The 24209-nt window shown below is 55.3% G+C and carries 23 protein-coding genes and 1 other RNA gene; 8 read left to right on the top strand and 16 right to left on the bottom strand.

The features are described 5' to 3' along the window. Window positions 1-8: 8 nt before the first annotated feature. Window positions 9-1091 carry a radical SAM/SPASM domain-containing protein gene (locus EYA77_RS07680; protein WP_167816360.1) on the bottom strand — a complete coding sequence of 361 codons (1083 nt, stop codon included), beginning with the start codon at window positions 1089-1091 and terminating at the stop codon, window positions 9-11. A 186-nt stretch (window positions 1092-1277) separates the two neighbouring features. Here EYA77_RS07680 and EYA77_RS07675 point away from each other — a divergent pair, with 186 nt between their 5' ends. The 3 genes from EYA77_RS07675 to EYA77_RS07665 all read left to right on the top strand — a co-directional run bounded on the left by EYA77_RS07675 (window position 1278) and on the right by EYA77_RS07665 (window position 5515). Beyond that, the gene (locus EYA77_RS07675) at window positions 1278-2489 is read left to right on the top strand and encodes a cation:proton antiporter (RefSeq protein ID WP_167816359.1); all 1212 of its coding nucleotides are present in this window, start codon (window positions 1278-1280) and stop codon (window positions 2487-2489) included. After that, a complete protein-coding gene (locus EYA77_RS07670) occupies window positions 2486-3307 on the top strand; it encodes an NAD-binding protein (protein WP_167816358.1) in 822 nt (273 codons plus the stop codon). The genes EYA77_RS07675 and EYA77_RS07670 overlap by 4 nt, the downstream gene beginning before the upstream one ends. A gap of 147 nt (window positions 3308-3454) precedes the next feature. Beyond that, entirely contained in the window at window positions 3455-5515 is a 2061-nt protein-coding gene (locus EYA77_RS07665) for a cation:proton antiporter (protein ID WP_167816357.1), read from the top strand. A 1121-nt stretch (window positions 5516-6636) separates the two neighbouring features. Here the strand turns inward: EYA77_RS07665 and EYA77_RS07660 are convergent. Together EYA77_RS07660 and EYA77_RS07655 are read right to left on the bottom strand one after the other, a co-directional pair. Beyond that, a complete protein-coding gene (locus EYA77_RS07660) occupies window positions 6637-7671 on the bottom strand; it encodes an MBL fold metallo-hydrolase (RefSeq protein ID WP_167816356.1) in 1035 nt (344 codons plus the stop codon). Window positions 7672-7706: 35 nt separating this feature from the next. After that, window positions 7707-8393 carry an HAD family hydrolase gene (locus EYA77_RS07655; protein ID WP_052320061.1) on the bottom strand — a complete coding sequence of 229 codons (687 nt, stop codon included), beginning with the start codon at window positions 8391-8393 and terminating at the stop codon, window positions 7707-7709. A gap of 86 nt (window positions 8394-8479) precedes the next feature. Between EYA77_RS07655 and EYA77_RS07650 the strand changes: the two genes are divergently transcribed. After that, complete coding sequence (locus EYA77_RS07650) at window positions 8480-8875, top strand: hypothetical protein (RefSeq protein WP_167816355.1); 396 nt, start codon at window positions 8480-8482, stop codon at window positions 8873-8875. Between the two features lie 5 nt (window positions 8876-8880). Here EYA77_RS07650 and EYA77_RS07645 read toward each other — a convergent pair whose 3' ends face one another. From EYA77_RS07645 to rnpB, 3 genes are all read right to left on the bottom strand, one after another. Then, a complete protein-coding gene (locus tag EYA77_RS07645) occupies window positions 8881-9138 on the bottom strand; it encodes a hypothetical protein (protein WP_052320060.1) in 258 nt (85 codons plus the stop codon). Further along, the gene (locus tag EYA77_RS07640) at window positions 9125-9610 is read right to left on the bottom strand and encodes a YkgJ family cysteine cluster protein (protein WP_042700953.1); all 486 of its coding nucleotides are present in this window, start codon (window positions 9608-9610) and stop codon (window positions 9125-9127) included. The genes EYA77_RS07645 and EYA77_RS07640 overlap by 14 nt, the downstream gene beginning before the upstream one ends. Before the next feature lie 72 nt (window positions 9611-9682). Next, an RNA gene (gene rnpB / locus EYA77_RS07635) (RNase P RNA component) lies at window positions 9683-9993 on the bottom strand. 169 nt (window positions 9994-10162) lie between these two features. Here rnpB and EYA77_RS07630 point away from each other — a divergent pair. Then, window positions 10163-11200, top strand: a complete 1038-nt coding sequence (locus EYA77_RS07630) for a pirin family protein (RefSeq protein WP_167816354.1) — start codon at window positions 10163-10165, stop codon at window positions 11198-11200. A 170-nt stretch (window positions 11201-11370) separates the two neighbouring features. Next, a complete protein-coding gene (locus EYA77_RS07625; protein WP_042700947.1) occupies window positions 11371-11937 on the top strand; it encodes a TATA-box-binding protein in 567 nt (188 codons plus the stop codon). Window positions 11938-11961: 24 nt separating this feature from the next. Here EYA77_RS07625 and cas1 read toward each other — a convergent pair whose 3' ends face one another. Together cas1 and EYA77_RS07615 are read right to left on the bottom strand one after the other, a co-directional pair. Continuing rightward, entirely contained in the window at window positions 11962-12894 is a 933-nt protein-coding gene (gene cas1 / locus EYA77_RS07620; protein WP_052320059.1) for a CRISPR-associated endonuclease Cas1, read from the bottom strand. Continuing rightward, window positions 12891-13499, bottom strand: coding sequence for a hypothetical protein (locus tag EYA77_RS07615; RefSeq protein ID WP_042700944.1), 609 nt, complete (start codon window positions 13497-13499; stop codon window positions 12891-12893). Before EYA77_RS07615 ends, cas1 begins: the two co-directional genes overlap by 4 nt. 46 nt (window positions 13500-13545) lie before the next feature. Here EYA77_RS07615 and EYA77_RS07610 point away from each other — a divergent pair, with 46 nt between their 5' ends. Further along, a complete protein-coding gene (locus EYA77_RS07610) occupies window positions 13546-13944 on the top strand; it encodes a UPF0146 family protein (protein ID WP_042700942.1) in 399 nt (132 codons plus the stop codon). Here EYA77_RS07610 and thiL read toward each other — a convergent pair. From thiL to EYA77_RS07580, 6 genes are all read right to left on the bottom strand, one after another. Further along, complete coding sequence (thiL, locus tag EYA77_RS07605; protein WP_167816353.1) at window positions 13932-14792, bottom strand: thiamine-phosphate kinase; 861 nt, start codon at window positions 14790-14792, stop codon at window positions 13932-13934. The two genes, EYA77_RS07610 and thiL, sit on opposite strands and share 13 nt — an antisense overlap. Beyond that, window positions 14792-17104 carry a DUF460 domain-containing protein gene (locus EYA77_RS07600; protein ID WP_167816352.1) on the bottom strand — a complete coding sequence of 771 codons (2313 nt, stop codon included), beginning with the start codon at window positions 17102-17104 and terminating at the stop codon, window positions 14792-14794. Before EYA77_RS07600 ends, thiL begins: the two co-directional genes overlap by 1 nt. Then, window positions 17101-17961 carry an RIO1 family regulatory kinase/ATPase gene (locus EYA77_RS07595; protein ID WP_042700938.1) on the bottom strand — a complete coding sequence of 287 codons (861 nt, stop codon included), beginning with the start codon at window positions 17959-17961 and terminating at the stop codon, window positions 17101-17103. The genes EYA77_RS07600 and EYA77_RS07595 overlap by 4 nt, the downstream gene beginning before the upstream one ends. 103 nt (window positions 17962-18064) lie before the next feature. After that, window positions 18065-20776 (bottom strand): DEAD/DEAH box helicase, encoded by a 2712-nt coding sequence (locus EYA77_RS07590; protein ID WP_042700935.1) that lies wholly within the window; start codon window positions 20774-20776, stop codon window positions 18065-18067. After that, window positions 20773-21528, bottom strand: a complete 756-nt coding sequence (locus EYA77_RS07585) for a metallophosphoesterase (RefSeq protein ID WP_167816351.1) — start codon at window positions 21526-21528, stop codon at window positions 20773-20775. Before EYA77_RS07585 ends, EYA77_RS07590 begins: the two co-directional genes overlap by 4 nt. 2 nt (window positions 21529-21530) lie before the next feature. After that, window positions 21531-22229, bottom strand: a complete 699-nt coding sequence (locus EYA77_RS07580; RefSeq protein WP_167816350.1) for a hypothetical protein — start codon at window positions 22227-22229, stop codon at window positions 21531-21533. Between the two features lie 119 nt (window positions 22230-22348). Here EYA77_RS07580 and EYA77_RS07575 point away from each other — a divergent pair, with 119 nt between their 5' ends. After that, window positions 22349-23026, top strand: coding sequence for a metallophosphoesterase (locus EYA77_RS07575; RefSeq protein ID WP_167816349.1), 678 nt, complete (start codon window positions 22349-22351; stop codon window positions 23024-23026). Here EYA77_RS07575 and EYA77_RS07570 read toward each other — a convergent pair. Both EYA77_RS07570 and cyaB read right to left on the bottom strand, forming a co-directional pair. Further along, window positions 23013-23570, bottom strand: a complete 558-nt coding sequence (locus EYA77_RS07570; RefSeq protein ID WP_052320057.1) for a uracil-DNA glycosylase family protein — start codon at window positions 23568-23570, stop codon at window positions 23013-23015. The two genes, EYA77_RS07575 and EYA77_RS07570, sit on opposite strands and share 14 nt — an antisense overlap. A 19-nt stretch (window positions 23571-23589) precedes the next feature. Continuing rightward, window positions 23590-24147, bottom strand: coding sequence for a class IV adenylate cyclase (gene cyaB, locus EYA77_RS07565; RefSeq protein WP_042700967.1), 558 nt, complete (start codon window positions 24145-24147; stop codon window positions 23590-23592). Window positions 24148-24209: the final 62 nt, after the last annotated feature.

The following is a 24209-nucleotide window of genomic DNA, read 5'->3' as shown; positions in this document are numbered from 1 at the left end:
AGAAAAACTCACAACCTGTTTTTTATCGCCAGCACCTCGGCCTCGTGCTCAAACAAAGCGCAGCCCCCGTCATGCTCCCCGCCGACAAGACCCGCGTCGATCAGCCTCGCAAAAAACGGCGAGTTCACCGCATCCAGCAGAGAAACGTTCCGCAGATTCCGATCCGAATACGGCGAAAACGGGCACGGCTCTGCAGAACCGTACGGATTGATATGGAAAAATCCTCTGCCGCCCGCAAGACACCCGCCCATATGCTTCTCATCCCCCGGAAACGAAATAAACACCATCCCCGGATACGCCGACTTGATCGTCGTCAGTTTCCCCTCCAGATCCTCACGCCTCGCCGCGTCCAGTTCCATCTCCTTTGAGCCGTGATCGATCGCCGTATACTCGATATAAAACACCAGCCGGCATCCCTGATCCCGCAGCAGATCCAAAAAAGCCGTCGACGTCACCTCCGCCAGATTCCCCCGCGTGATCGTCACCGAAACCCCGTAGAGGATCTTCTCCGCCCGCAGACGATCCATCGCCGCCGACAGAACCGCATACGTCCCCGATCCCCGGCGTGAATCCGTCTCCTCCCTGCCCCCTTCGATGCTGATCACCGGCACCAGATTCCGGTGCCCGTCGAACAAAGCCAGATACCCATCATCGATCAGCGTCCCGTTCGTAAATATCGGGAAGATGACCGGCGTGTGACGGGCGGCCGCCCCGATAAGATCCCGGCGGAGAAGCGGCTCCCCTCCGGCAAGAAGAATAAACGAGATCCCAAGATCCTCAGCCTGCGAAAAGATATGCTCCCACTCAGAAACACTCAGCGGTTCCGCACCTCCCGGCGCATCGCCGCACATTCCGACCGCCCGGGCATAACAGCCCGCACAATGCAGATTGCACGACGACGTAATGCTTGCAATCAGAAATGCCGGCATATGCGAACAGGCCGCCCGTTTTTTTGCATTCTCCCGCTGATGCTTCATCTGCCCCAGAAGAAACGCCGTCTCCTTCCGGTTCGAAAGGGTGCCCTTCAGAATATCTTTGATAAGCTTCTCGATCGCGGAGTTAAGATAGGTGGTCAGAAAGGTATCCGGCATACGTAAGATATACATATCCTCTCTGCTCAGGCTAAATATTTTCTCTCGCCAGACCGCCGGACACCAGCCGAAATCATCCGGAAAAACCCCGGATCATGCAAAAAAACGGATCTTCCTGATGGAAGTATAGGTATATTTTTTACTGATCACAGAGCATAATTCTGCTATATAAAATAGGATCCGGATATGGTTGTGCAGATAGATCTTCTAATGGCAGTCGTGATCGTGCTTGCATGCTCTGTCGGCGTGCTTTTTATCGGAAAAAAGATCCATATCCCGTTCATTATCGGCTATTTTCTCACAGGGATAATCGTCGGACCCTTCGGTCTCCATCTGATCACCGAAGAGCAGGTATCGGTCCTCGCAGAGCTCGGGGTCATCCTTCTGATGTTCACCATAGGTCTGGAGATCTCGCTCAAAAGCCTCCTTTCCATGAAGAAGGTCGTCCTCATAGGCGGCGGTCTGCAGATGATCATCACCACGTTCCTCGTCTGGGCTGTCCTCCAGCTGGCGGGATTTCCCTCCAACACCGCACTGTTTCTTGGAATGATGGTCTCGACATCTTCAACGGCCATCGTTTTGAACCTCTACCAGTCGAAGGGACAGATGGCGACCAAACACGGAAAGATCGCGCTCGGCATCCTGATTTTCCAGGATCTTGCGGTCGTTCCGATGATGCTGCTTGCCCCGATCCTTGCCGGACCTGCCGACACCGATCTGCTCGCAAGCGTGCTGAACTTCCTGATCGGTCTGGCGATGCTCGGCGTCATCCTGATCGCCGCCATCTACCTGGTCCCGAGATTTCTGCAGAGGGTCGCCCTCACCCGAAGCAACGAACTGTTCATCATCTCGATCGTGACCATCTGTCTTGGGATCGCCTGGCTGATGTCCTTGAACGGCATATCCCTGGCGCTCGGCGCGTTCCTTGCAGGCGTCGCGATCTCCGAATCGGATTACAGCCATGAGGTCGTCGGCCAGATCCTGCCGATCCGCGATCTTCTGACCAGTTTCTTCTTTGTCTCGATCGGCATGCTGCTGAACCTTTCGTATCTCGGGGAGCATCTGCTGTTCATACTCATCCTTGCCGCCGTGCTGATTGAGGGAAAATCCCTGATAACCTTCATCTCGGTCAAAGCGATCGGGATAGCGGCAAGCGTCTCACTTCTTTCAGCATTCGGTCTCTCGCAGATAGGAGAGTTCTCCTTCGTGCTCGGAGCAACCGGCTATTCCAGCGGGATCCTGACCGATGATGTCTATCAGGTGTTTCTGGCCGTCTCGATCCTGACGATGATCATGACCCCGACGATGATCAGTATCGCGCCAAGGTTCGTTGACCGGTTCCTCCCGCCGCCGGATCCGCAGGGAACGCTGAGGACGACCTTCCGGTCGGGCATGTGATCATCGTCGGGTTCGGACTTACCGGCCATTATGTGGCAAAGGCGCTGAAAAAAGTGGAGATCCCCTATATTATCCTCGAACTCAACCCTGAAACGGTGGCAGCCGAGAAAAAACTCGGCGAGAACATCGTCTACGGCGATGCATGCCGGGAAGGGGTGCTGGAGTTTGCCGGGATCAGGAAAGCCCAGACGATCGTGATCACGATCCCGCAGATGGACACGGTCAAAGGGATCCTCACCAACGCACGCAGGATGAACCCGAAGATCGGCATCATCACCCGGTCAAGGTTTATCTCCGAGACAGCCGAGCTGTATCATCTCGGAGCGGATGAGGTGATCGTTGATGAAAAGGAGACGGCTCTCCAGATCTTCCATCGGATCCTTTCCAATCAGCAGGTGCCGGTACAGGACGCGGATCTGTATGGGAAACAGGCCAGAAGCGAGATCTACGACAAATACATCGAAAAACCCATCCACTCAAATATCAGAACGTCTGCAAAAGGAAGCAGACTCGATATGATCCGGATCCGGGCAAAGCAGGCGGGTGAGATGATGGCTAAAAATACCTCACGGGTGGAGCAGATCAGGGTCGAGAAAGGGGCGGATATCGCCGGCAAACGGATCGCCGATGTCCAGATGCGCAGGAATTACGGTGTTTCGGTGATCGCGGTGCGGTGTGTGGGAAAGATCGATGTGATCGTCTCCCCGGACGGAGATACGATCCTGAATGAAGGCGATACCGCCGTAGTGATCGGGGACCGGGAGGCCATTGGAACTATAATGATAATGTTCGCCGAGAAGGCTGCATATACTACCTGAGGGCACGCATACTATTTTTACCTGCAGGACGCGATCCGTCGCGTCTATTTTCCAAAACATAGAGAAAAAACACATCCCGGCGGGTGAGTATAGTTACGTTTTTTGCTGAGCAAGGTATATTATTCTCCAGGATATTTCGGAGAGATAATGGAGGAATATATAGAATTGATCATGGCAGTCGTGATCGTGCTTACTTGCGCGATCGCGGTTTTACTTGTCGGGAAAAGGCTCCGCATCCCGTTTATTATCGGGTATTTCATAACAGGCGTTATTGTGGGGCCGTTTGGTCTGCACCTGATCACCGAAGAGCAGGTGTCCCTGCTCGCAGAGCTCGGCGTCATTCTGCTGATGTTCACCATAGGGTTGGAGATCCCGCTGAAAAATCTGCTTTCAATGAAGAAGATCGTGCTGATAGGCGGAGGGCTCCAGCTCATTCTTACGACCGGAGTGGTCTGGCTGGTGATGGTCGCCGCAGGATTCAGCTCGAGCGTTTCGCTGTTCATCGGATTTTTAGTAGCACACTCTTCGACGGCGATCATCATGAATATCTATCAGAAGTCCGGGGAGATCGACACCCAGCACGGGAAGATCGCGCTTGGACTGCTGATTTTCCAGGATCTGAACGTTGTGCCGATGATGATGCTCGTGCCTCTCCTTGCCGGAAGCTCAGAGACCGATCTTGCAGGATCCGTGCTGAACTTTTTTATCGGTATGGGGCTCCTGGCGGTGATTCTGATCGCCTCCATCTACCTGGTCCCCAAGTTTCTTGAAAGGGTCACTCTGACAAGAAGCAGTGAACTTTTCGTTATGGCGGTCGTGCTGATATGCCTCGGTATCGCCTGGGTGATGTCTCTGACCGGTGTTTCGATCGCTTTGGGAGCGTTTCTTGCGGGCGTTGCCATCTCAGGTTCGGATTACAGTCATGAGGTGATCGGCCAGATCATGCCGATCCGCGATCTGCTGACGAGTTTCTTCTTTGTTTCGATCGGTATGATGCTCAATCTGACGTATCTGAGCGAGCATCTGCTGCTGATCGCCGGGGTTTCCGTTCTGCTCCTTCTGGTAAAGACGCTGATCAATTTTGTTTCGGTGAAGGTGATCGGGATCTCGGCCGGAGCCGCTATCCTGTCTGCGATCGGTCTTTCGCAGGTGGGAGAGTTCTCGTTTATTTTAGGATCGACTGGGCTTGCGACCGGCCTTTTGACCCAGAATATGTATCAGATTTTTCTGGCGATGTCGATCGTAACTATGGCCATCACGCCGTTTTATGTGGCGGCCGGACCGTGGATCGCCGGCAAGATCACCAGCCGTCTTCCGGAAAAACACCGGGACTTCGACGAGTTCTGCATTCCGGGTGAAACGGACCTGGAAAGCCATGTGATCATTGTCGGTTACGGGCTTGGCGGCAGGTATGTGGCACGAGCCCTGAAAAAGATGGGGATCCCTTACATCATCCTGGAGATGAATGCGGAAACTGTGGCAAAAGAGAGGAAACGGGGGGAGAACATCGTCTACGGCGATGCGTCCCGTGAGTGTAATCTGGAGTTTGCAGGGATCGATAAAGCCCAGACGATCGTGATCTCGATCCCGATCATGGAGGCTATCAAGGCGATCGTGACGACCGCACGCCGGATGAATCCGAAGATCTCGATCATTACCCGGTCGAGATATATCTCGGAGACGAACGAGCTTTACCGGCTGGGAGCTGATGAGGTGATCGTGGATGAGAAGGAGGCGGCTCTGCAGATCTTCCGCAGGATCCTGGCTAATCAGCAGATCCCGGTCCAGGAACTGGAGATGTACTCGCAGCAGGTACGAAGCGAAGTGTATAATGAGTATCTCGACGGAACCGGAGGGGGTAAGCCCCCGGCTCCAGGGCAGAAGAACAGCGGAGGGATCCTGGACGCGATCCGTCTGAAGGCGAAGCATGCGGATGAGGTGATCTCGACGGAGAAGACGTGTGTGGAACAGATCAGGGTGGGGAAAGATTGTGACTGCGCGGGAAAACGGCTGTGTGATCTGCATCTGAGGATGAACTTTGGTGTTTCAGTGATCGCGGTACGGCGGGCGGGACGGCAGGATGCGATCGTTTCGCCGGACGGGGAGACGGTACTTGAGGAGGGGGATACGGTGGTGGTGATCGGTAACCGTGATGATATCGCGACGATGACGATGCTGTTTACGGAAAAGGACGGGGAAGAGAAGTAAGACGGGGGAGCTGGTGAGCGGGGGAGCTGGTGAGCGTGAGATTCGGGACGGGTACGGCTGGGTGCGGATAGATGAATTTATTTAACCGCTTCGCCTACGAAGGAATCGCACCCTCTCTGGAAAAGTCCACGAGCTGTAAGCTCGTGAGACGTCTCAAGAGCCTTTGGCTCTTGGACAAATGCTGGGGAAAAACCCGTTCGCAAACCTTTGGTTTGCTCTCCGTTTCGCTTCGCTCACTTGCGTGCGGGTTTTTCTATTGTGTTATCTCTCTCTTTTTTTATCCGGGGTGCGGGGAATGAATGCGGGTTGCCCCGCAGGGGCGGCCTTAGCTGAGCAAGTCGCCAGACTTGCGATTCGGCAAGGGAAGGCTCGCGGTGGGGTATCCTATTTTCTGAGGCCTATATTTGTTTCAAAGTAGTTTGTTGGGTGTGGACACATGAGAAAGAATCAACCGCGAACCGCAAATCAAAGATTTGCTCTCCGCTTCGGGTCTTCGACCCTCGCTTGAATAAGCCCAAATGGGCTTTGTCCATTTGAGGCGGCACGCATGCCTTTGGCTTGCACGCAACGTATGGGAGCCCAAGCAAACAGGATTCCCCACTGCGAATCGAAGTCATACCAACACCGCGTAACTCCTATTCCAAGTACGTCTCTTTTGTTCTCGGTTGAGATCACATGCGATAAATCCTATTTTGAAAAAAAAGCACGAAGACAGGGTCGATCGTATGTTTACAAATCGGATTTAGGAGGAATGGCACGACCCGTACGGTCGCGCCGGAGATAAGCATGGGGAACTTATTCAGCCCGGTCCCATTCCTTTTTGGTATGAAAAAATTGGAGGTGGATGGTGTGTGTGGTGTATGGTGCGGATCTGCCCGGGGAAGCGCATTTGTCGTATCAAACGAACACATCCCCGGGCCGCCGGAACCATAAGATCCCGACGCTTCTGTCTCGCGGCCTTTTCAGACTCGCTTACTAATAGTAAGTTGCATTAGTATAAAATGTTTTACCAAAAACTGCAGAAACCGGCGAACTCCGTAAACCGCATAAAGATATATGAACAAATGGACCATACAGGACGAGGACCGGGAGAGCGGCACAAAAAGTCAGGAAAAAAAGGATCAGGAAGAGCCTGCCGCGTAATACAGCGGCTCGCTGTACGGCGAAAGCATCCCGTTCTCATCCAAAATAGAAACTGCCCCATGGCCGCAGCAGATCAAAAGCCGCCTGCCGGTCCGTTTCAGCTCAGAATCCAGCTCCTTTGCGATCCGCATAAGCTCCCTTCGCTCGATTCTGGCCGTCTCACTGTTCACATTCACCGAACCGATCATCGAATCGGCAATAGAACTGTAATCCGCCCGTTCCTTAGTCAGCGTGGCAAAGTTCAGCAGAGCATCACTCGTAAAAAGCAGCCCTTCATCCGGCTCATACAAAAAGACCTGGCCCGCGATATGGCCGCCGAGACTTGCCCACACCTCAAACCGCATATCCGCAAACGCAAACGTATCGATAACCGAAAAAAGTCCGCGTTTTCCGATCGGCTCGGTTTTACAAAAGCGCACCGTTGCCGGAACATTCATCCGCGAGTAGGTATTGATCGTCGTCGTATAGAACTTCTCCAGGATCTCCCGGCCGTTTGGCGACGCATACCCCCTTGAACCATCCTCCAAAAGAGCCTTGGTCACCGGATGCATCACAGGCAGGACCGGGAAATGCCCCGCCGCTCCGCAGTGATCCGCATCCCCGTGGGTACATACCACGAATTTCACATCGGAAAAATCCCCTGCGCCGACCGACCTGAGCATCCGCTCACAGTCGTTAAAATAACAGCCGTACCCCGTATCAAGGATCATCTTGCCCTCAGACGTCAGAAACACATTCATATTCCCGCCGCCGGGCAGCTGGATCACGAGCAGGGTCTTGTCATTTCTCAGCGGGATCTTCTGATAATGGGAATCAAAACCCGCGCCCGTCGTTTTGCCAAGATACAGCCCGATATTTTCCACCAGCTGCAGATACTCCGCGGGAGATACCCCCTCCGCCTCCCGGATCCGGACCGATTCCTCGCCTTCCGCGATATATTCGGCAAGTTCCTCTTTTGTCAGGGGTTCGATATAAGGAGCGATACGCTTTAAAAAACCTGTATCCAGCATCATGTTTTTCTACTATTGGCTATGCAGCATTACAATATTTATGGTTGCAGGAGACGAAGGATCGCCAAAGGCGTATCAGCGACGAGAACTTTCTGCGGGCAGGGAAGGGACGGATGATCGAAAAAGTTCCTGTCCCCGTACTTCGCATAAACGGCCGTCATCCCAAGAGCTTTCACCGGCTCGATGTCGCGCCGGATGGAATCCCCCACATACGCGGCTTCATGGGCGGACAGTCCCAGGAGATCCAGAGCGCACTCGAACGGAGCATGATGCGGTTTTTTGTATCCGGTCGTATCGTACCCGACGATCACATCAAAATAGGACCGCAGACCCAGATGGCTGAGACGCGACTCCGCAGCATACGAAAAGGCATCCGTAACGATCGCAAGACGGTATCCCGCCGACTTCAGGCCGGCAAGCACCTCTTCGATCCCCGGATAGAGTTCCAGACTGTTCATCTTCGCTTCGTCAAAGACGCCGACCGCCTCAAAATACTTCTCCACGGAAAAGCGGTTATGGGCCATCATATAATCCTGAAGATTGGTGTGGTCCTCGAAGTGATACTTCCACCGGAGATAATAGCCGAGAAGTTCGTCCCCGGTCCCTTCCCCGACCGACGCGGCGGCGGCTACGCACCCTTTTTTCATAGCCTCCACAAAATCATAGAGCGTGTTGTCCATGTCGAATAGGACAGCTTTGAAGGGAGTGGAAAGCAGCGTCTGCATTGAATAAACATCGCACCGGGAAATACTTAGGCATATCGAATCGAGAGTCAAAAGATATATCAGACCCGGCCGACCAGATACAAAGTATGACACATGATGCATGGATCCAAAACCCTGAGGTGCTGGAAAAGATATTTCTTGCATCCAGACTGGTCTGCCGTGAAGAGATCGCGCCGGATAAAGCGGCAGTAAAACTTGCGGAAATGATCGATGATACACCCGAAGCGGTCAAAGTCTACTTCGACATGTATGCCCATATGCGTCAGGGAAGGATCTTCAAACAGTCAGGCGGGGATCCGATGATCATCTACTTCCTGCAGCGGATCGCCCAGGAGGACGGGGACCGGGCGCTTGCGTTCGCACTGAAATCCGTATACGGGTTTTCCGGATTCAAAGAGTCGGTCGGGTGTTATATAGATGATCTGAACAAGGCATGCGCCGATATCCAGCGGATCACCGGCGTGAAACCTGCCGGCGCCTGAGACCCTCACGAGAAGATATTGGAGACGTTGTGGAATCCGTCGCCCCGCTTTTCCGCACAGCCGACGGCGGTCGACCGGGGGATATCGGGCACTTTGGTGACCCGTTCGACCTGACAGAAGGCAAGAGCCGGCGATTTTTCCTGTTTTCCGCCGATGACGAAGTAGCGCGAGTGCATGCACATCCGGCATTTTTCCGGGCTGACGGTCCTTCCGTCGGTGCAGATGAGGACACCGTCTTTTACGGGGATCTCATTCACTGTCATAGAACAGAATAGAATAGCCGTGTCCTGAAAGCACGGACTCGATGTGGTCACGGGACGGATCAGGATGTTTCTGCACGTTTTCCCGCCAGATCCCCTGGAGTTCCTCGTCTTTCGTAACGATGGAAACGCGGCCTTTCACCCGGGCGGCCTCGATTCCGTTTTTGTAGATACGGGCGGCGCAGCAGTGATAATCTTTGCAGATGAAAAGCCGGTAGGGATGGATCGTGCAGACGTATTTTCCGTCAGGCTTTCTCCGCACAAAAAAACAGGCCGATGTATTTTGTTCCTGGACGGAGTGATCGTTGTCGAAGAGATCCCGGTATTCCGGCGTGATGAGGGCCTGACGCATCTCCCGGACCACTTCGTTTTTCACGATGAATCCATACTGGGACAGCTGTTTGTCCATTCTCACGATCTCGCCGATCCCAAGACAGCAGAGCCCGCACTGAGTACACTCAAAATTCCCTCCCATATTTAATCAGACTTTAATCGGCGCCGAAGCTATTTAGTGATACCGGAAACGGACCAAAAGAAGAAGATGCGTGAGTCGGAGTAATAAGCCTCCTCCTGTTTTTACGGCATTCGGCTAAGCGTTGTACCCGGATCATTGGGTCAGGCACCCGTAGCGACCCTGTTCCAACTTGCACCCACAGAGATTCGCCGTTCCATCGATCCCTCAGCCTCGACGCTCAACAGATTATTTTGCTGCTTCATTGCTCAGAAGAGGACGTGTCGTTTCTGTTCCAGAGCTGTGACTCTCGCCACCCGGACTTGCGTCCGGCTGTGTACCTGAGCGGTGGGAGGACTTTCCTCAGCGGTCTCGAATTGACCACCGTCAGCCGTGTGCTCCCTCTCACGCGGATACATATTGGACATGAGGAATTATGAATGGATCGGGTAAAGGGGATGGCCGGATGAAAAAAACGCGCCGTATTTCTAAGATCCGCGACCGAAGATGCCGCCGGGATTCTGCCGCCTCACGCACATATATAATGGATAGGGGAGTTGTATTCACATACGGGATATGAGAGAGAAAGAAGATTTCAGAATTGAGAAACTCGGCTTTCCGTTCGAAACAGAAAACCCGTTCCTCTTCTGCGCACACCACAAAGACCAGTATCCGAAAGGAGAACGGGACCTCGGACCGGCGGTCTCATTGTCCGGCAGAAATCTTGGCGATGACTTCGTCATCAAAAACGGATTTCGGATGTATCACGGCCAGCGGGTCCCGGGATTTCCCAAACATCCCCACAGAGGATTTGAAACGGTCACCATACCTCTTCAGGGATATGTCGATCATGCCGATTCACTGGGAGCTGCCGGGAGATATTGTAATGGTGATGTCCAGTGGATGACCGCCGGAAGCGGCTGTCAGCACGCGGAGATGTTTCCCCTCGTTCATCAGGACCGGGAAAACCCGCTCGAGTTGTTCCAGATATGGCTCAACCTGCCGGCAAAGGATAAGTTCGCCAAGCCGCATTACAGAATGCTTTGGGCCGAGGATATCCCGGAAGCGGGCGTTACAGACAGAAACGGAAGGAAAAGCACGATCAGGATCATCGCCGGCGTTTGGGACGGGAAAACATCTCCCGCCCCAACGCCCGCTTCCTGGGCAAATGACCCGGAGAATCATGTCAGGATCCTGCTCATAAAAATGGATCCGGGAGCAGAGCTGACCGTTCCAGCGGTCACGCCGACCATCTCCCGAAACCTGTACTTCATCAGCGGGGACAAGATGACAATAGCCGGCAGAGAGATCCGACCCTATACCCGTGCGTCCCCGGCCGGTGACCGGGATGTTTTGATCCGGGCCGGGGATCTTCCCTGTCTCCTTCTGGTTCTGGAGGGCGAGCCGATCAATGAACCGATCGCAAAATACGGACCCTTCGTCATGAACACCGCCGAAGAGATCAAAGATGCCTACCGTGACTACCGGCAGACCGCGTTTGGCGGATGGCCGTGGGATGTTCCCGATCCGGTCCATGATATAGGGGAAAACCGGTTCGCCCGGTATGTCGACGGACATACCGAAGAGCGCCGCTCCTTTCATGGATCCGGATAAAAGCAAATGCCAGGAATTCCTGAGAATAATCCTGATCCTAAAACCTTTTTTCTAGCGAACATATCATCAGCTGCGGATCGTTTTTATAAAAACCCCTGCGCATTTTTTCACGAAACTTCCCGCATCACTAACGCGAAGTATTATGCTTCTGCATGCACCATTTATTAAAGATGGATGGGAAAACATACTCCTCTCTGAAGATTGAAAATATCGTCGCTTCCGGCGTGATCGCCGAGGAGATTGATCTTGCAGAGATATCTGAAAAAATCGACGGGTGTGAACTCAATACAAAACGTTTCCCCGGTGCAGTGTATCGTATCGACAATCCGAAAATGGCGTCGCTCATCTTTTCCTCGGGAAAAGTTGTGCTTACCGGGATCAGAAATGAAGCCGCACTCGATGAAGGGCTCGCAAAGGTCCTGGCCTCTCTGAAAGAAGCCGGCGTAAAGGTCCTGGATGTACCAAGGGTCGCCGTGACCAACATAGTCTGTTCCTACGACATCGGACGGTTCATCAACTTAAACCGTGTCGTCGCGACCCTATCTCTCGAAGCGATCGAGTATGAACCTGAGCAGTTCCCGGGGCTTGTTTACCGGATCAAAGATCCAAAGATCGTCGCACTGCTCTTTTCTTCGGGAAAGATCATCCTGACCGGCGGGAAAAACCTCGATGATGTCAGAAAAGGTCTGGACTTCCTTGAAGAGAGCCTCAAGGATGTCTTAACTGAACAGAAATAACTCTAATACTTTTTTTCGGCCGTCTTAGTAATGGAACAGGATCTCGCGGCCGTCTTTCACTGACTCGGCATACCGGCTGACGTTTTCTTCGATCAGTGCGCTGTCGATCGAACCATGCAGCCGTTTCATGAACTCCTCTTTGAGTTCATCGGAAAGAAGACACCGGTTCGTCAGTTCATACGCCCCGTTGAGTCTGCCTTCCATCGCCATCCGGATAATGACCCGGTCGACCATCGAAACGGTCGCCGGCTCCATCAGATCCAGAACACATCCGCTGCGGCCGCCTGCCGCCGGAACGATCTGACCGTAAAGCGCTCCGCGGGAAAGGTCAAGGCCTGCTCCGGTGCAGGCGAGAGCGAAGTTCGCATACAGGACCGCATAGCCGTGGGACATCATCACGTTCACCGGATCGGTAAACGGCGGCGTGCTCCTCCGGCGGTAGCCAAGTTCCTTGGGGATCATGCGGCCGATGATCTCATAATACATCGTTTTCGTCAGGGAAAAGGCGCGGCCGATCTCAGGCAGCGTGATCAGGAACTCAAGCTCCTCGCGTGCGGCCTGCAGGATGTCGAACTCGCCTTTAAAGTAGAGACCTTCAGGATCCGACTCCGCAAGTTCGTTGATGTATCTGAGGCGTTCGTCCAGGGATGAACGGATCGATGCCATCGCAAATTTATGGACCGGGATCTCGCGCTGCGCTGCCGCGAGTGAAGGAGCCCCTCTGCCGTAGAGACCGCCGACCGGCTTTCCGTGCGCCGTGAAAAACGAGACCGCGACCCCCCGTTCCGCGAGCCTTTCCAGGACGGAGGTATGCAGTGTATGGCCGCCGGCGATCAGGAGATGCCGCATATCATCCAGAGCATAGCGTGTCAGACCGTCTTTGCGCCGTATAAGCAGCGAGTCGCGGGTCGCTTTTATCTCGGAGCCGTACCCCCATACCGTCACCCAGGGGATCATGAAAAGAGTTCATCCTCCGGGGTATCCCCGTTGAGCCGGACACGGCAGTTTCCGCAGAAGTATTTTCGTTTCCGGTCCAGTTCGTCCAGATTGCGCGGACAATACATGATGCAGCCCGGATTATCGCAGTGATCCAGGCCGAACAGATGACCGATCTCATGCGCACTTTCCTTGACCAGCCGGTCGATCAGTGCGGAGTCGTCGGCATATTTGCCGTAAAACTCATTCTGGAGGCGGTGCGGGGAGACGATCCCTACCCCGAGCTTCGGGTAGGCAAGGCCGAAGACAAAGTCCGCCAGCGGTTCAAAGAGGTCACCCGGCGTCACCAGAAGGATCTTTTCGTGGAGATGATTGAATTTGTTATAAAAGTCCAGATCCATATCAGCGGGTTTGAAGATCTGCGGCATTCTCCGCCGAAACATATCCAGTTTCAGCAGGATCTTGACGGCATCATACTGATTCCGTACCGGATCGAAGCCTTCGAGCGGAAATATGCCGTCATCTATCCGTGAGACCGGCATCTCAAGGACCGCGGAGAGCTCCTCGGAGACCGGACGCGAAAGACCCACAGGAACACGGCTGTCCCAGAAAAGATGTATCCCCATTTGTATAGGTATTTCTCTGTACAAAGCGATAAAGGTACCTCATTCTATGAGAAACAGTATCGAGACCGCGGTCGGACGCTACATCGCGGCGAATTACCGCTCAGCCGTTGAGGTGGGGTTCGGCGGAAAAACCGTCGCAGCGGAGATCGTGAAGGCTGCCGGCGTGCCGATCCTGTGTACGGATGTCCACGCATATCCCGGCTGCCCGGTCCCTGCGGTCGTCGATGACTGTGTCGAGCCGACGTTGTCACTCTATTCCGCAGACGTTATCTACGCGATCCGCCCGGGAACGGAGATCGTCCCAGCGCTGATCGAGCTTGCTTCCTGCGTGAACGCCGATCTGATCGTGTATCATCTGGGTTTTGAGCTGTATGAAAACGGCGGGGAGCGAATCGATGTAAAAGGCGTTATGCTCCACCGGTATGTGCGTTCTCACCAGGAATGAGCATATCCCCGCTTTTCGACAGGATCCCCGTCGCACCACACCCCTTTTTCTGAGACAACCGTTCCGATGACGGTATAATCCGTATCAAGAGCCGATAAACACGCCGGCGGTATACAGAACAAAAGACCGAAGTCCCCGCCGCCGTATAAATAATACTCGCGTGCGGAGCCGGAACAGACATCCGGAAGGTTGAACTTCCCAGAATCGAGGACGAATCCAACGCCGGACGCCTGCGCCATATCGTAAAGCGAGATCGCCAGACCGTCCGAGATGTCCATCATCGAGGAAGCTTTGGCGCGTGCGATCTTCTGCCCGGCTTTTACCTGCGGGACCGGGGTGAGCAGATTTTTCCTGTACCGTTCGTCCCCTTCGAGCGCCGCCATGGCAAGACCCGGTGTCCCGGTGATGCAGACCAGATCGCCGGGCGATGCGCCGGTCCTTCTGCAGCAGCAGGATCTTTCCACGATCCCAAACCCGGTGGTGACAACGGTCAACTCGGTATGACTGTCGATATCCCCGCCGGCGACCTTTGCCCCGACACTTTCTGCGCAGGCGACGGCGCCTTCCATGAAAGGAACGAGACGGGCGGGGTCGTCCAGTCCGACCGCGACCAGGAGCTGGATAGGCTGCGCCCCGCAGCTCGCGATATCCGAAAGCGTGACGGCGGCGCTCATCCATCCTTTTTCGAACTCGGTCATGCCTTTTGGGAAGTCGGTCGTCTCATGCAGCATGTCGGTGCTGGATACAAGGATCCTGCCGTCTGAAAGGTCGAAACCGGCGCAGTCGTCCGCGGTCTCGTCTTCACCGATCAGATGACGGATGGAATCAAGAAGAGAACGGTCATCCATTACTTTTTCAGCTCCTTTTTACGCTCTTCGCGGTACTCGGAGAGCACCCCGAACAGTATTTTTTCCGCTGAGCCGGTTTCCGGGCCGGGCGGAGCGGATCGTTTCACCGGCTTTTCCTTTTTCGGAGCAGGTTTTGCTGCGGGTTTGGGCGCCGAAGGGACCGGGCGGACCGGACCCGGTTTGGGCACTGATTTTTCCGCGGGCCGTGAGACGGGTTTTTCTCTCGGGGCAGGCTTTTCTGCCGGCGGGAGAGGTTTTGGTCTGAACACGGCAGACGGTTTTTCAGGAACAGGAGGAGCAGGGCGGACCTCGGGTTTTGGCCGCTCGACTTCGAATACGAGAGACGGATCGATCCCTTTTTCCCGCACATCCTTCACCCGTTCCACCTGATACTCCTCCACCATCCCGCGGATCTCGCCGATCTTCTTCTCGTTTTGGTAAACTTCCTGGGTCGTTTTCCAATCGGCAAGAGCAGACTCGAACGCCGCAGTGTCCACCACGCCGATCTTTCCCTTCACCCGGGGCGAGAGGTTCGCTCCGTCCAGGATAGGAATGTCCGCCTCGCGGAACTCCTCGATCAGATGCTGGCTTTGCGCCCGCTGATAGGTGAGCCGCGGCAGGATCACCGCCCCGATCTTTGCCTCCGCAAGATCGCGGATGACCGATCGCCCCCATCCGTCGATCGTGAGAACATACAGGATGTCCTCTTCGCCGACCCCCATCTCATCGTCGAGACTTTTCACATGATCTTTTGCAAGAAGCTGGAGAACTTTGAGGGCAGTGCAGCCGTCTCCGGCCTGCAGGGAGATGAAATGCTTCATCCGTTCCAGACGGACCCGAAGCGTTCTGCTTCGCCGTTCCTCTTTCCTGAGCGCTTTTTTGACCTGGACGAGCTCTTCTTCCCGGGAGGAGACCTCCGCAGAGGAGAGGATCTTCGTCTCCCGCTCGTCCCGTTCCAGAACCAGCCGTTTTTGCAGAGCTGCGATCGCCTTGTCTTTCACCTCGACCTCTTCAGAAAGACTGCCGACGAGTTTTCTGAGTTTGGCGACCGATTCTTCGAGTTTTTGGATGCGCTCATCCTTTTCATCAGGGACGGGCTCTTCTTCGATGATCACCGGTTCGTCGGGCAGGTCTTTTGGATGCTTCAGCGTTTCGAGGATCTGCTCAAGAGAGAGGCCGCGAATGATCCCGGCGCGGACCAGATCGATATCGGTTCCCGGCGGCACGCGTTTTTGAACCGATTCGAACTTGTTCGCATAGCTGCGGTATGCAGAGACCGCCGCCGAGAGGGCGTCGCGTTCATGATCGTTGGAAAAGTCATACCCTTCGGCGAGATCATATTTTTCTTTGATCAGGACATCCTTTCCGGGAGTCCAGGCGGCAGCGGAAAACGCCCGCCTGACCTTTTCGACTGCAAACGGCATCTCGGCTTTGTCGGTCGCAATGAGAACGGGGCGTCCGACGGAGAGGATCGCGGATATGATCTCGGCCTGACCGAGCGCACGCGAACTGGAAAGACTGACCAGATCACCTTCAAGATCGAGCGCGGCGATCCCGACGGTCGTTCCGGGGTCGATCCCGACGATCAGATACGGCGGTTTTGCCGTGAGAGGGACGAACTCAGGGAGATCCCTGCGGGTTCCGGCGACATGGATCTTCACGCCGCCGGATCGTCCGGAGGTGACCGGGACCTCATGACGGGGAGCGGAGACGGTGAACCGGGCGCCCCGGTCCCCTTTGGACGACCGGGAGAGGGAGGAGACGAACATGAGTCCTTTGGCCAGAAGGTCGGCCTCGATCTTTCGGGAGACGGACATGACCGGACCAAGCATGCGCCTGGCACGCCGGTTCCTGTGGATGCGGATCAGAGCACGGGCCGGCGAAACGGTGACGGAGGTCTCCCCCGCCCAGACCCTGACCTCCTCGCCGCCGCCGAAGGATGCTATCAGCGCGGAGGTCTTGGCAGCCTCCATGCGGTTGCTTTTGTCGAATCTGAGGTTGTATTTTGCAGCTGCCTGGGATAGCGAAACGGCCGGACCATTGCCGATGATCCTGACAAGTCTGGTCTCATAGGGAAGTGCGTCGGTTATCTGAAAAAGAGCGGTGTTGTCGGGGGCAATATCCTGAAGTGAGCCGGCGGCGACGAGGGCCGGGCGTTCCGTTTCGATGAGATGCAGGAGCCGGGAAAAGGTCAGGTCCCGCTCTTCGGACTCGATCCGGGAGTCGGTCACGCGGACGAGACCGTATACGGCGTCGGAGACGGGGGCGGCGGATCGTCTGATCATGTCGATACCGAATACAAGCTGGGTCATGGGGTCGTTACGAAACGTACCGCCTCTTCTAAATCATAGGTCGTCTGGTATTTCTTTGCGAAGTAGGTGATGACGGTCTCGAGGTCGTGGCGGAGGGTCGCGTCGGCGTTCTGATGGGTCGGGGGGATCCACTGGGGCCAGTCGATGAGCCAGACGAGCTGGCCGTCGGTCATGATGTTGTACTCGGAGAGGTCTCCGTGGATGAATCCGGCGGAGTAGGCTTTTTTGACTTCGGTCAGGATGTCGGCATAGATGGTGTCAGGGTCTTCCAGAACGCAGCGGAGGAGGTTGGCGCCGGGGATCTGCGACATGACGATGACATGCCGGTTGATGTCGATCGGGACGGGGACGCTGACTTTGCCGTTTAAGGCTTTGAGCGCTTCGTATTCGCGTTCGGCGGATCGTGCGGAGGCGAATATCCAGGGACAGTGTCCTTCGCCAGGCATGTATTCCCGGTTGGTTTTGAGGGTCTGGAAGGATCGCTGGCCGACTTTATGGAGTTTGAGGATAACGACGCCGAAACCAAGCGCTTCGTAGATCTCGGATTCTTTGCCGACACCGATCATGCTGCCGAGAGCGGAGATGGTTTTTTTGCCGGCGAGGTCGGATAAAGCGAGGGCGTCGTAGCCGGCGAAAACGAGGGTGTAGCCTTTATAGGGGACGGAGTCGGAGCGGATGAGGTCCCGGTGGATGAGGTTGCCGAGACGATATTTCATTTCCGGAGGGGAGAGTTTGACGGCGGCCCGAAGATCGTCTTCAGGGACCCAGCGGTAATGTTTCATCATCCGCTCAAGGGCATGGAGGATACGTATTTCGTATTTATGGAGGGATTTTATAATGTCTGCATCTATGGGCATTGGTTATATATGTTTGGCGGTGATGGGACAAATAGATAATTGAGAGAGCAGGAAACAAAAGCCTGAAAGGGCGGCGGTTTCGGGTGGAAACCGCCCTCCCCCTTCACCCCCAGTATTTATGCGTCTGCACGAACTTGCGTTCCGCTTTCAGGATCTCCCGGTAAAAGTTATCCCCGGTCGCAAACGTGTTCAGGATCCGGGCCGCCGCCTCCGGACCCACGCCGCGGCCGGCCAGTGCTAAAACGGCCTTTTTCCCGCTCGAAAGGACCATGTTCGCGTTCCGCATCATCCTGGTCTCCGCCTCCCGCTCCTCCGTCGAGAGGGTCTTCTTTTTCAGGGCCGCAAACGCCGGCTCCTCGTAAGGCTTCAGCGCCGCGATCAGACGGGCGCCGCAGACCGGACACTCCGGCTGATCCGGGACCCTCGCGACCTTCGTCTTCGACTTCCATTTCCTGCAGTGCATACAGGCAAGGATCACATCCTGTTCGTCGAGTCTGTGCTTCACGCTCTCAATAATCGCCTGATCCTCGCCAGGCGGCACGACCACATCCCGGCCCGTGAAGAGTCCCTCCGCTCCGATGATCGACAGCCGGCTCGTCTTCGTCTCCATCTCATGGTTTTTCAGCATCGCGACAACGGTCTTCGCGGACGCCACATCCATACTCGAGAAGAACAGTTCGCGGAACGCTTCTTTCTCGATCACTGTTCCGTCGAACAGATCGAGAAGACGGTTCATACTGATCTTTTCATAATCCGCGTCCGCGTCGATCGCTCCGAACTTTTTTGCGATCTGCACGAGTTTCCATTTGTACAGAGCCGTTTTTTTCAGCGCAAGGATCAAAATCGCTTCCAGATGTTCCGGTTCGAGAGAGAGGAGGACCTCCTCCACGTCCGGGGCCCGCAGAAACTGCGGGAGCCTGAGAAGGATCCGATAGGCATTCGTCTCGATCCCGACCGACGTCCCGTATCTTGCAGAAAGCAGGATCGAGAGGACCCGCCCGATCGTCTCGTTCACCTTGTGCCCTCCGCACAGATTCACCACGACCCCCTCGTCCGAATCCTCCAGAACGATCAGCTTGTCCGTCGCCGTTATAGACCGGTTCTTTTTCATCTCGGAAAGGACCTTTTTTGCAAAGCGGACGGACTTCTCATCCGCACGGTACTCATCGAAGTTCTGCAGACGGCGCAGTCTCCCGACCTCGGTCGCGACCGTAAAAGGCACCGGGATCTGCTCGCCCTCCCAGGACGGGAGTTCTCCTTTCACGTTCTTCGCCGGCTCGACCATGATCCGATCCTCATCGATGTCGAGGACCCGCCATATCCGTCCCCGGGCAACGAACACGGCGCCCGACGAGATCCAGCTGATCACAAAAGACTCGTCCAGAGTTCCGACCGGTTTTCTCGAGACCACATCGAAGATCATGCTCTTCTTCTCATCCGCGATCATCGAAAGATTCAGCGAGAGATACTTGCGTGCCCGGGACTTCGTGATCACCATGCCGTTTTCGGTCCGGATCAGGTAATGTTTCTCCATCCCGGCGATCACTTCCCGGATCAGCGGCCCGGCATTTTCAAAGCAGAAGCTCCGGGAAAAGATCTGCTCGATCTTTTCGATCGCGATCTCGCCGCGTTCCACCGCGAGGGCTGCGATCTGGTTCGCGATCACATCCGCCGCATTGATGTGCGGGCGGATGTTTTCCGGCTGATTGCTCATCGCCTTGCTGACGATCACCATCGACTCTAAGATATCGTCGAACCCGGTCGCAAGGATCATGCCTTTCGAGGTGGCATGGATCTGATGACCGGCTCTGCCGGTCCTCTGCATAAGGCGGGCGACCTCACGCGGCGAGTTGAACTGGATGACATGATCGATCTGTCCGATATCGATCCCGAGCTCCATCGAGGAGGTGCAGATCATGCCCCGCGTCATTCCGGCACGGAACTTGTCCTCGGCATCGATCCTGACCTCGCGGGAAAGGGATCCGTGATGAACATCCGTGTCTCCCCGCGGAAGAAGAGCATGGCCTATCGCCTCGGCGACGCTACGGGTGTTCGTGAAAACAAGGGTCGAGGTGTGGGCGTCGATGCATTTTTCGATCAGCTTCGTCTGGTCGCCAAACGACTCGCCGGCAAACTTCACGGAAAGGTCGAGGGTTTTGGCGACCGGGACCTGCACGATCGTGCATGGACGTTTCCCGCAGAGGAACCGGCCGACGACCTCGGGGTTCCCGACGGTTGCCGAGATCCCGATCCGCTGAAACTCGCCGGCGAGTTCGGCGACCCGTTCGAGCGCAACGGAGAGCTGGGCGCCGCGTTTTCCGTCGGCAAGCTCGTGGATCTCATCGACGATGACGTAGCGGACTGCCGCAAGATGTTTGCGGAGCACTTTTCCCATCATCATCGCCTGCAGGCTCTCCGGCGTCGTGATCAAAAGATCCGGCGGATGGGTCGCCTGTTTTCGCCGGTCGGTCTGAGTCGTGTCACCATGCCGGACCGAGATCTTCAGCCCGAGTTCTGCTCCCCACCACTCCAGCCGGTTCATCATGTCCCGGTTGAGGGACCGAAGCGGCGTGATGTAGAGTGCCGAAAACCCTTCGGGCAGCGGATCGGTGAGCATGTGATGGAAAACCGGCAAAAGCGCACTCTCGGTTTTTCCCGTGCCGGTCGGCGCGATCAGGATCGCGTTGATCCCGGAGATGAGTTTTGGGACCGCACGCATCTGGATCTCGGAGAACTCATCGAATCCCCGCTTTTCCAAAACGGCCCGGAGTTTTGGGTGGAGCGAGTCTTTGAGCTCCTGGATCGCGGATGTCATGCTCGCTCCAGAGGATCGGGACGGAGTTCCGCAAACGGCGCGACGTATGTTCCGTCTTTCAGGAACACCTCGGCGGTTTCAGTCAAAATAGCCTTGGCAATTGGAGAGATCCTGCCGCCCGGGATCAGCCGGATGTCCATCCCGCCGGCAAGTTCATAGAACGCCGGGACGAGCAGGACACGGGTCGGGTCGGCCGGCACCGGTCCCCAGACCGAAGGGTCGATCTCGGCAAGCAGATAACCCGGCGTTCCGCGAAGTGAACAGCCGACGGCATCGTAGATGTTCACGACCGGGTGGTGATGACCGCACAGGATCAGGTGACCGAGGAGAGCAGGATCCGGGATCGTATGGCCGTGGAAATAGCCAGTTCCGTCGATCAGGGCCCCGTTCATCGGGAGGAGTTCATCCTTTTCGAGATACTGTTCAAGACCGGTGTCGTGATTTCCGGGAGCGAGCCGGAATTCGGTCTCTCTCCGGATCTTTCTCAGGACCTCGGGCATCTCGGTCCGTTCCTGGTAGGTGACGTACGGGATCATATGCTTGAGGTCGCCGAGCACGATCAGGTAATCTGGATCGGCCTGTTCGATGACGGCAAGCAGTCTCGCCAGACGCGAATCGGTCGAACTCTGAAAGTGCAGACCATGCCGGTGAAGGTCGGCCTCGACGCCGAAGTGAGGGTCGGCGATCACCAGAGAACGCTCCTGCCTCCCGATCAGGACCGCGGGTCCTTCTGCATAAAATTCCGGCTGCATGATCAGGCGATTTTGATGAACTCGGTCGTCGGAGTGTAGCATTCCCCTTCTTCCATCAGCATGCCAAGACGCATCTTCGCTGACTTTTCGTCGAGACCGAGGGAACTTAAACGGGCGATGACGTCGAGTATCCGGGCTCCTTTCTTTTCGGATAGGGAGGAGATGATATCGAGGATCTTTTCGTTGGTGACCTCCTCTTTCGGCCCGGGCGGGCGCACTGAGGAGAGCGCTGCACTGATCCGTCCGGCAACTTCTTTCCTGAGATCGGACGGCGGGGAGTTTTCCAGCCTGGGGATCGCGGACTCGGCGGTGCTTACGATCCAGGCGTCCCGGGCCTCACGGGTCGAGGGGGTGATGGTCTCCGGAACGATCTCGAGAAACGTTCTGCCTGCGTATTTACGGAATCTGACTGTTCCAAATACGGCGACGAACGAAGGGGCCTCGATCTCGTCTGCTGTTTTGAGGAGAGCGGTGTTCTGCCAGCTCATGGAGCAGGAAAACACCCCGGTCGGGTCGCTGATGCGAAGGGACGAGATCTTTTCGTCCCGGAGAATTTTTTCGGTGAGGGTGCCTATGAGAAATATTTTGGGGGAGAATATGCCGAACGGGGTCGTAAATCCGATTTCCGCTTCCGCTGCATGCATGAGTTCGCCGGCGAATATACAGGATGCCGGGAGAAGCCCGGTATTGGGTGTGTCCATTCCTTCTATTATTTGGTTTGAGGGAGCATTAAACCGACCGAGGGGGATATATTGCCCGAACTCATCACGGACCCATGATTTAGAAAGTTCATATCCTATGACCGGGATATATACAACTAATGACTGACATTGTGTTTATCACCGATATCCACGGGAAGTTCGACACCGTCTATGAGATCTTCAATAGAGAGAGTCCGGATTATGTACTTATCGGCGGAGATGTCACCGATCTCGGCCAGACGCTCGACGGCGTGATACCGTTCATGGAAGATATTCCGGCCCCGACGTTCGTGATTCCCGGAAACTGTGACAACCGGGACATCATCCCTGTCCTCGAAGCTTCCGACGCGATTTTGATCCACAGAAAAAGCATCGATCTTGGAAATATCACCATTTCGGGGATCGGCGGGTCCAATGCCACGCCGTTTTCCACACCGTTCGAACACACCGAAGAGGAGCTGACGGCGATCGTCAAAGAAGTCACCGCCAAAACAGGAAAGAACCGGTGGAACATCCTCGTCACCCACGCGCCGCCGTTTGGCGCCCTGGACGAGGTCGCCCCGGATGTGCATGTCGGAGCGTTCCCGATCGCAAAGATCGTCAAAGAGTTCGACATCATCTGCTGCGGGCATATCCATGAGCAGAAAGGGATCTGTGAACTGGAACGGCGTATCTGCGTGAATCCCGGCCCGGCATACAACGGGAATTATGCGGTCATCACGCTGGATGAAGAGGAGGATGAGCCGAAGATCGTTCTCAAAAACACCAGGGACGAAGTCGAAGTCACGGAAGAATAATTTCCATCATCTTTTTTATATCCTCCGTGATCATCTGCGTCTTGGATCTTTCGATCAGAAGGTTTCCGCCGGTCATGATATAGGAGGGGATGACCCGCACGTTTCCAAAATAGAACTCGCCTGCCCGCAGTTTGTAGGTCGCGCCGGACGGGATGCAGTTTTTGCCGGCCGCTTTTTTTGCGATCATATTGAACGACTTTTTTGCAACATCGCCCATCAGCATGATCACCTGAACATTTGGAAACAACGCAAGCTCCTCTTCCAGGAGAGGCAGACTGTGTTCGATCGCGGAAAGTTCCACAGCGTATCCGGTTTTGGGAACTTTTACCGCGTTCGTGAGATAGATCCCGCGAGCAAGGAGTTCTGAGACTGAGGAGACATCGACGCCGGCCTGCCGGAACAACGCGACCGCCGACTTTGCATAATCGGCGTCAGGTCCTGCGTAAAAATCCTGGTCCGGATCTTTGGGGACGACTTCGCTGATCATGACTGCCCGGATCGTTTCGGGGTCATTGTTTTCGAACACGGATCTTTTGTCTGCCATAAAATGGATCTTCCAATAATCAGATCTTTTTGGAATCCAGCATGATCTCCAGATAGGATCTGGTCAGCCGTTCGCCGACGATTCCGGCCATCTCTGCGGTTTTATTGATCACGGATATCGCTTCTTCCTCTGAAAGATCAAAGGATGCTTCGATCTCCGAGAACGTGCCGACCCCGGGCAGATAATCCAGCGTGACGATCGCGTCTTTGCACTGATAGATCTCCCGGTGTTTGACGACCTCGGCGGTCAGCCGGAAACCGAGCCGCTCAAGGATCAGACAGTACTCCTCGGCAGAAGAGAGATCGACGATGAGCTCTTCTCTGGATTTGAAACCCTCTCGGCCGACTTTTTGGCCTTTGTAGGTCACGTTCGGGGGCATAGCCTTCCCGCAGGTCTGGTTGGTCAGGTACCGGATCCTGAGCGCTTCGTCGGTCACGGCAAAATCACGGTGGGGAGCATTATAATACAGATCATGTTCATCCTGTTCGGCGATCAGGACCGAGCCGTTTTCCAGCAGCTTTTCCCTGATGGGATCGAGGGAAGGGACCTTCACTTTTATTTCTATTTCAAGAGCCATTGAGATATATTTGCATGAGGAAAAGGCATAAGCATTTGCTTATCGATGCGGCGGGAACTTAT

This window comes from Methanocorpusculum sp. GPch4, assembly GCF_012062385.1.
GTDB classification, from domain to species: domain Archaea; phylum Halobacteriota; class Methanomicrobia; order Methanomicrobiales; family Methanocorpusculaceae; genus Methanocorpusculum; species Methanocorpusculum parvum.
Note: the sequence above shows the minus strand (reverse complement) of the source record. Positions and strands in the feature narration are given on the sequence as shown.

Excerpts from the sequence above, each read along its gene's own strand:
- EYA77_RS07680 (WP_167816360.1), bottom strand. The coding sequence starts at position 1,091 with ATGCCGGATACCTTTCTGACCACCTATCTTAACTCCGCGATCGAGAAG.
- EYA77_RS07675 (WP_167816359.1), top strand. The coding sequence starts at position 1,278 with ATGGTTGTGCAGATAGATCTTCTAATGGCAGTCGTGATCGTGCTTGCA.
- EYA77_RS07665 (WP_167816357.1), top strand. The coding sequence starts at position 3,455 with ATGGAGGAATATATAGAATTGATCATGGCAGTCGTGATCGTGCTTACT.
- EYA77_RS07660 (WP_167816356.1), bottom strand. The coding sequence starts at position 7,671 with ATGATGCTGGATACAGGTTTTTTAAAGCGTATCGCTCCTTATATCGAA.
- EYA77_RS07655 (WP_052320061.1), bottom strand. The coding sequence starts at position 8,393 with ATGCAGACGCTGCTTTCCACTCCCTTCAAAGCTGTCCTATTCGACATG.
- EYA77_RS07650 (WP_167816355.1), top strand. The coding sequence starts at position 8,480 with ATGACACATGATGCATGGATCCAAAACCCTGAGGTGCTGGAAAAGATA.
- EYA77_RS07645 (WP_052320060.1), bottom strand. The coding sequence starts at position 9,138 with ATGACAGTGAATGAGATCCCCGTAAAAGACGGTGTCCTCATCTGCACC.
- EYA77_RS07640 (WP_042700953.1), bottom strand. The coding sequence starts at position 9,610 with ATGGGAGGGAATTTTGAGTGTACTCAGTGCGGGCTCTGCTGTCTTGGG.
- EYA77_RS07630 (WP_167816354.1), top strand. The coding sequence starts at position 10,163 with ATGAGAGAGAAAGAAGATTTCAGAATTGAGAAACTCGGCTTTCCGTTC.
- EYA77_RS07625 (WP_042700947.1), top strand. The coding sequence starts at position 11,371 with ATGGATGGGAAAACATACTCCTCTCTGAAGATTGAAAATATCGTCGCT.
- cas1 (WP_052320059.1), bottom strand. The coding sequence starts at position 12,894 with ATGATCCCCTGGGTGACGGTATGGGGGTACGGCTCCGAGATAAAAGCG.
- EYA77_RS07615 (WP_042700944.1), bottom strand. The coding sequence starts at position 13,499 with ATGGGGATACATCTTTTCTGGGACAGCCGTGTTCCTGTGGGTCTTTCG.
- EYA77_RS07610 (WP_042700942.1), top strand. The coding sequence starts at position 13,546 with ATGAGAAACAGTATCGAGACCGCGGTCGGACGCTACATCGCGGCGAAT.
- thiL (WP_167816353.1), bottom strand. The coding sequence starts at position 14,792 with ATGGATGACCGTTCTCTTCTTGATTCCATCCGTCATCTGATCGGTGAA.
- EYA77_RS07600 (WP_167816352.1), bottom strand. The coding sequence starts at position 17,104 with ATGACCCAGCTTGTATTCGGTATCGACATGATCAGACGATCCGCCGCC.
- EYA77_RS07595 (WP_042700938.1), bottom strand. The coding sequence starts at position 17,961 with ATGCCCATAGATGCAGACATTATAAAATCCCTCCATAAATACGAAATA.
- EYA77_RS07590 (WP_042700935.1), bottom strand. The coding sequence starts at position 20,776 with ATGACATCCGCGATCCAGGAGCTCAAAGACTCGCTCCACCCAAAACTC.
- EYA77_RS07585 (WP_167816351.1), bottom strand. The coding sequence starts at position 21,528 with ATGCAGCCGGAATTTTATGCAGAAGGACCCGCGGTCCTGATCGGGAGG.
- EYA77_RS07580 (WP_167816350.1), bottom strand. The coding sequence starts at position 22,229 with ATGGACACACCCAATACCGGGCTTCTCCCGGCATCCTGTATATTCGCC.
- EYA77_RS07575 (WP_167816349.1), top strand. The coding sequence starts at position 22,349 with ATGACTGACATTGTGTTTATCACCGATATCCACGGGAAGTTCGACACC.
- EYA77_RS07570 (WP_052320057.1), bottom strand. The coding sequence starts at position 23,570 with ATGGCAGACAAAAGATCCGTGTTCGAAAACAATGACCCCGAAACGATC.
- cyaB (WP_042700967.1), bottom strand. The coding sequence starts at position 24,147 with ATGGCTCTTGAAATAGAAATAAAAGTGAAGGTCCCTTCCCTCGATCCC.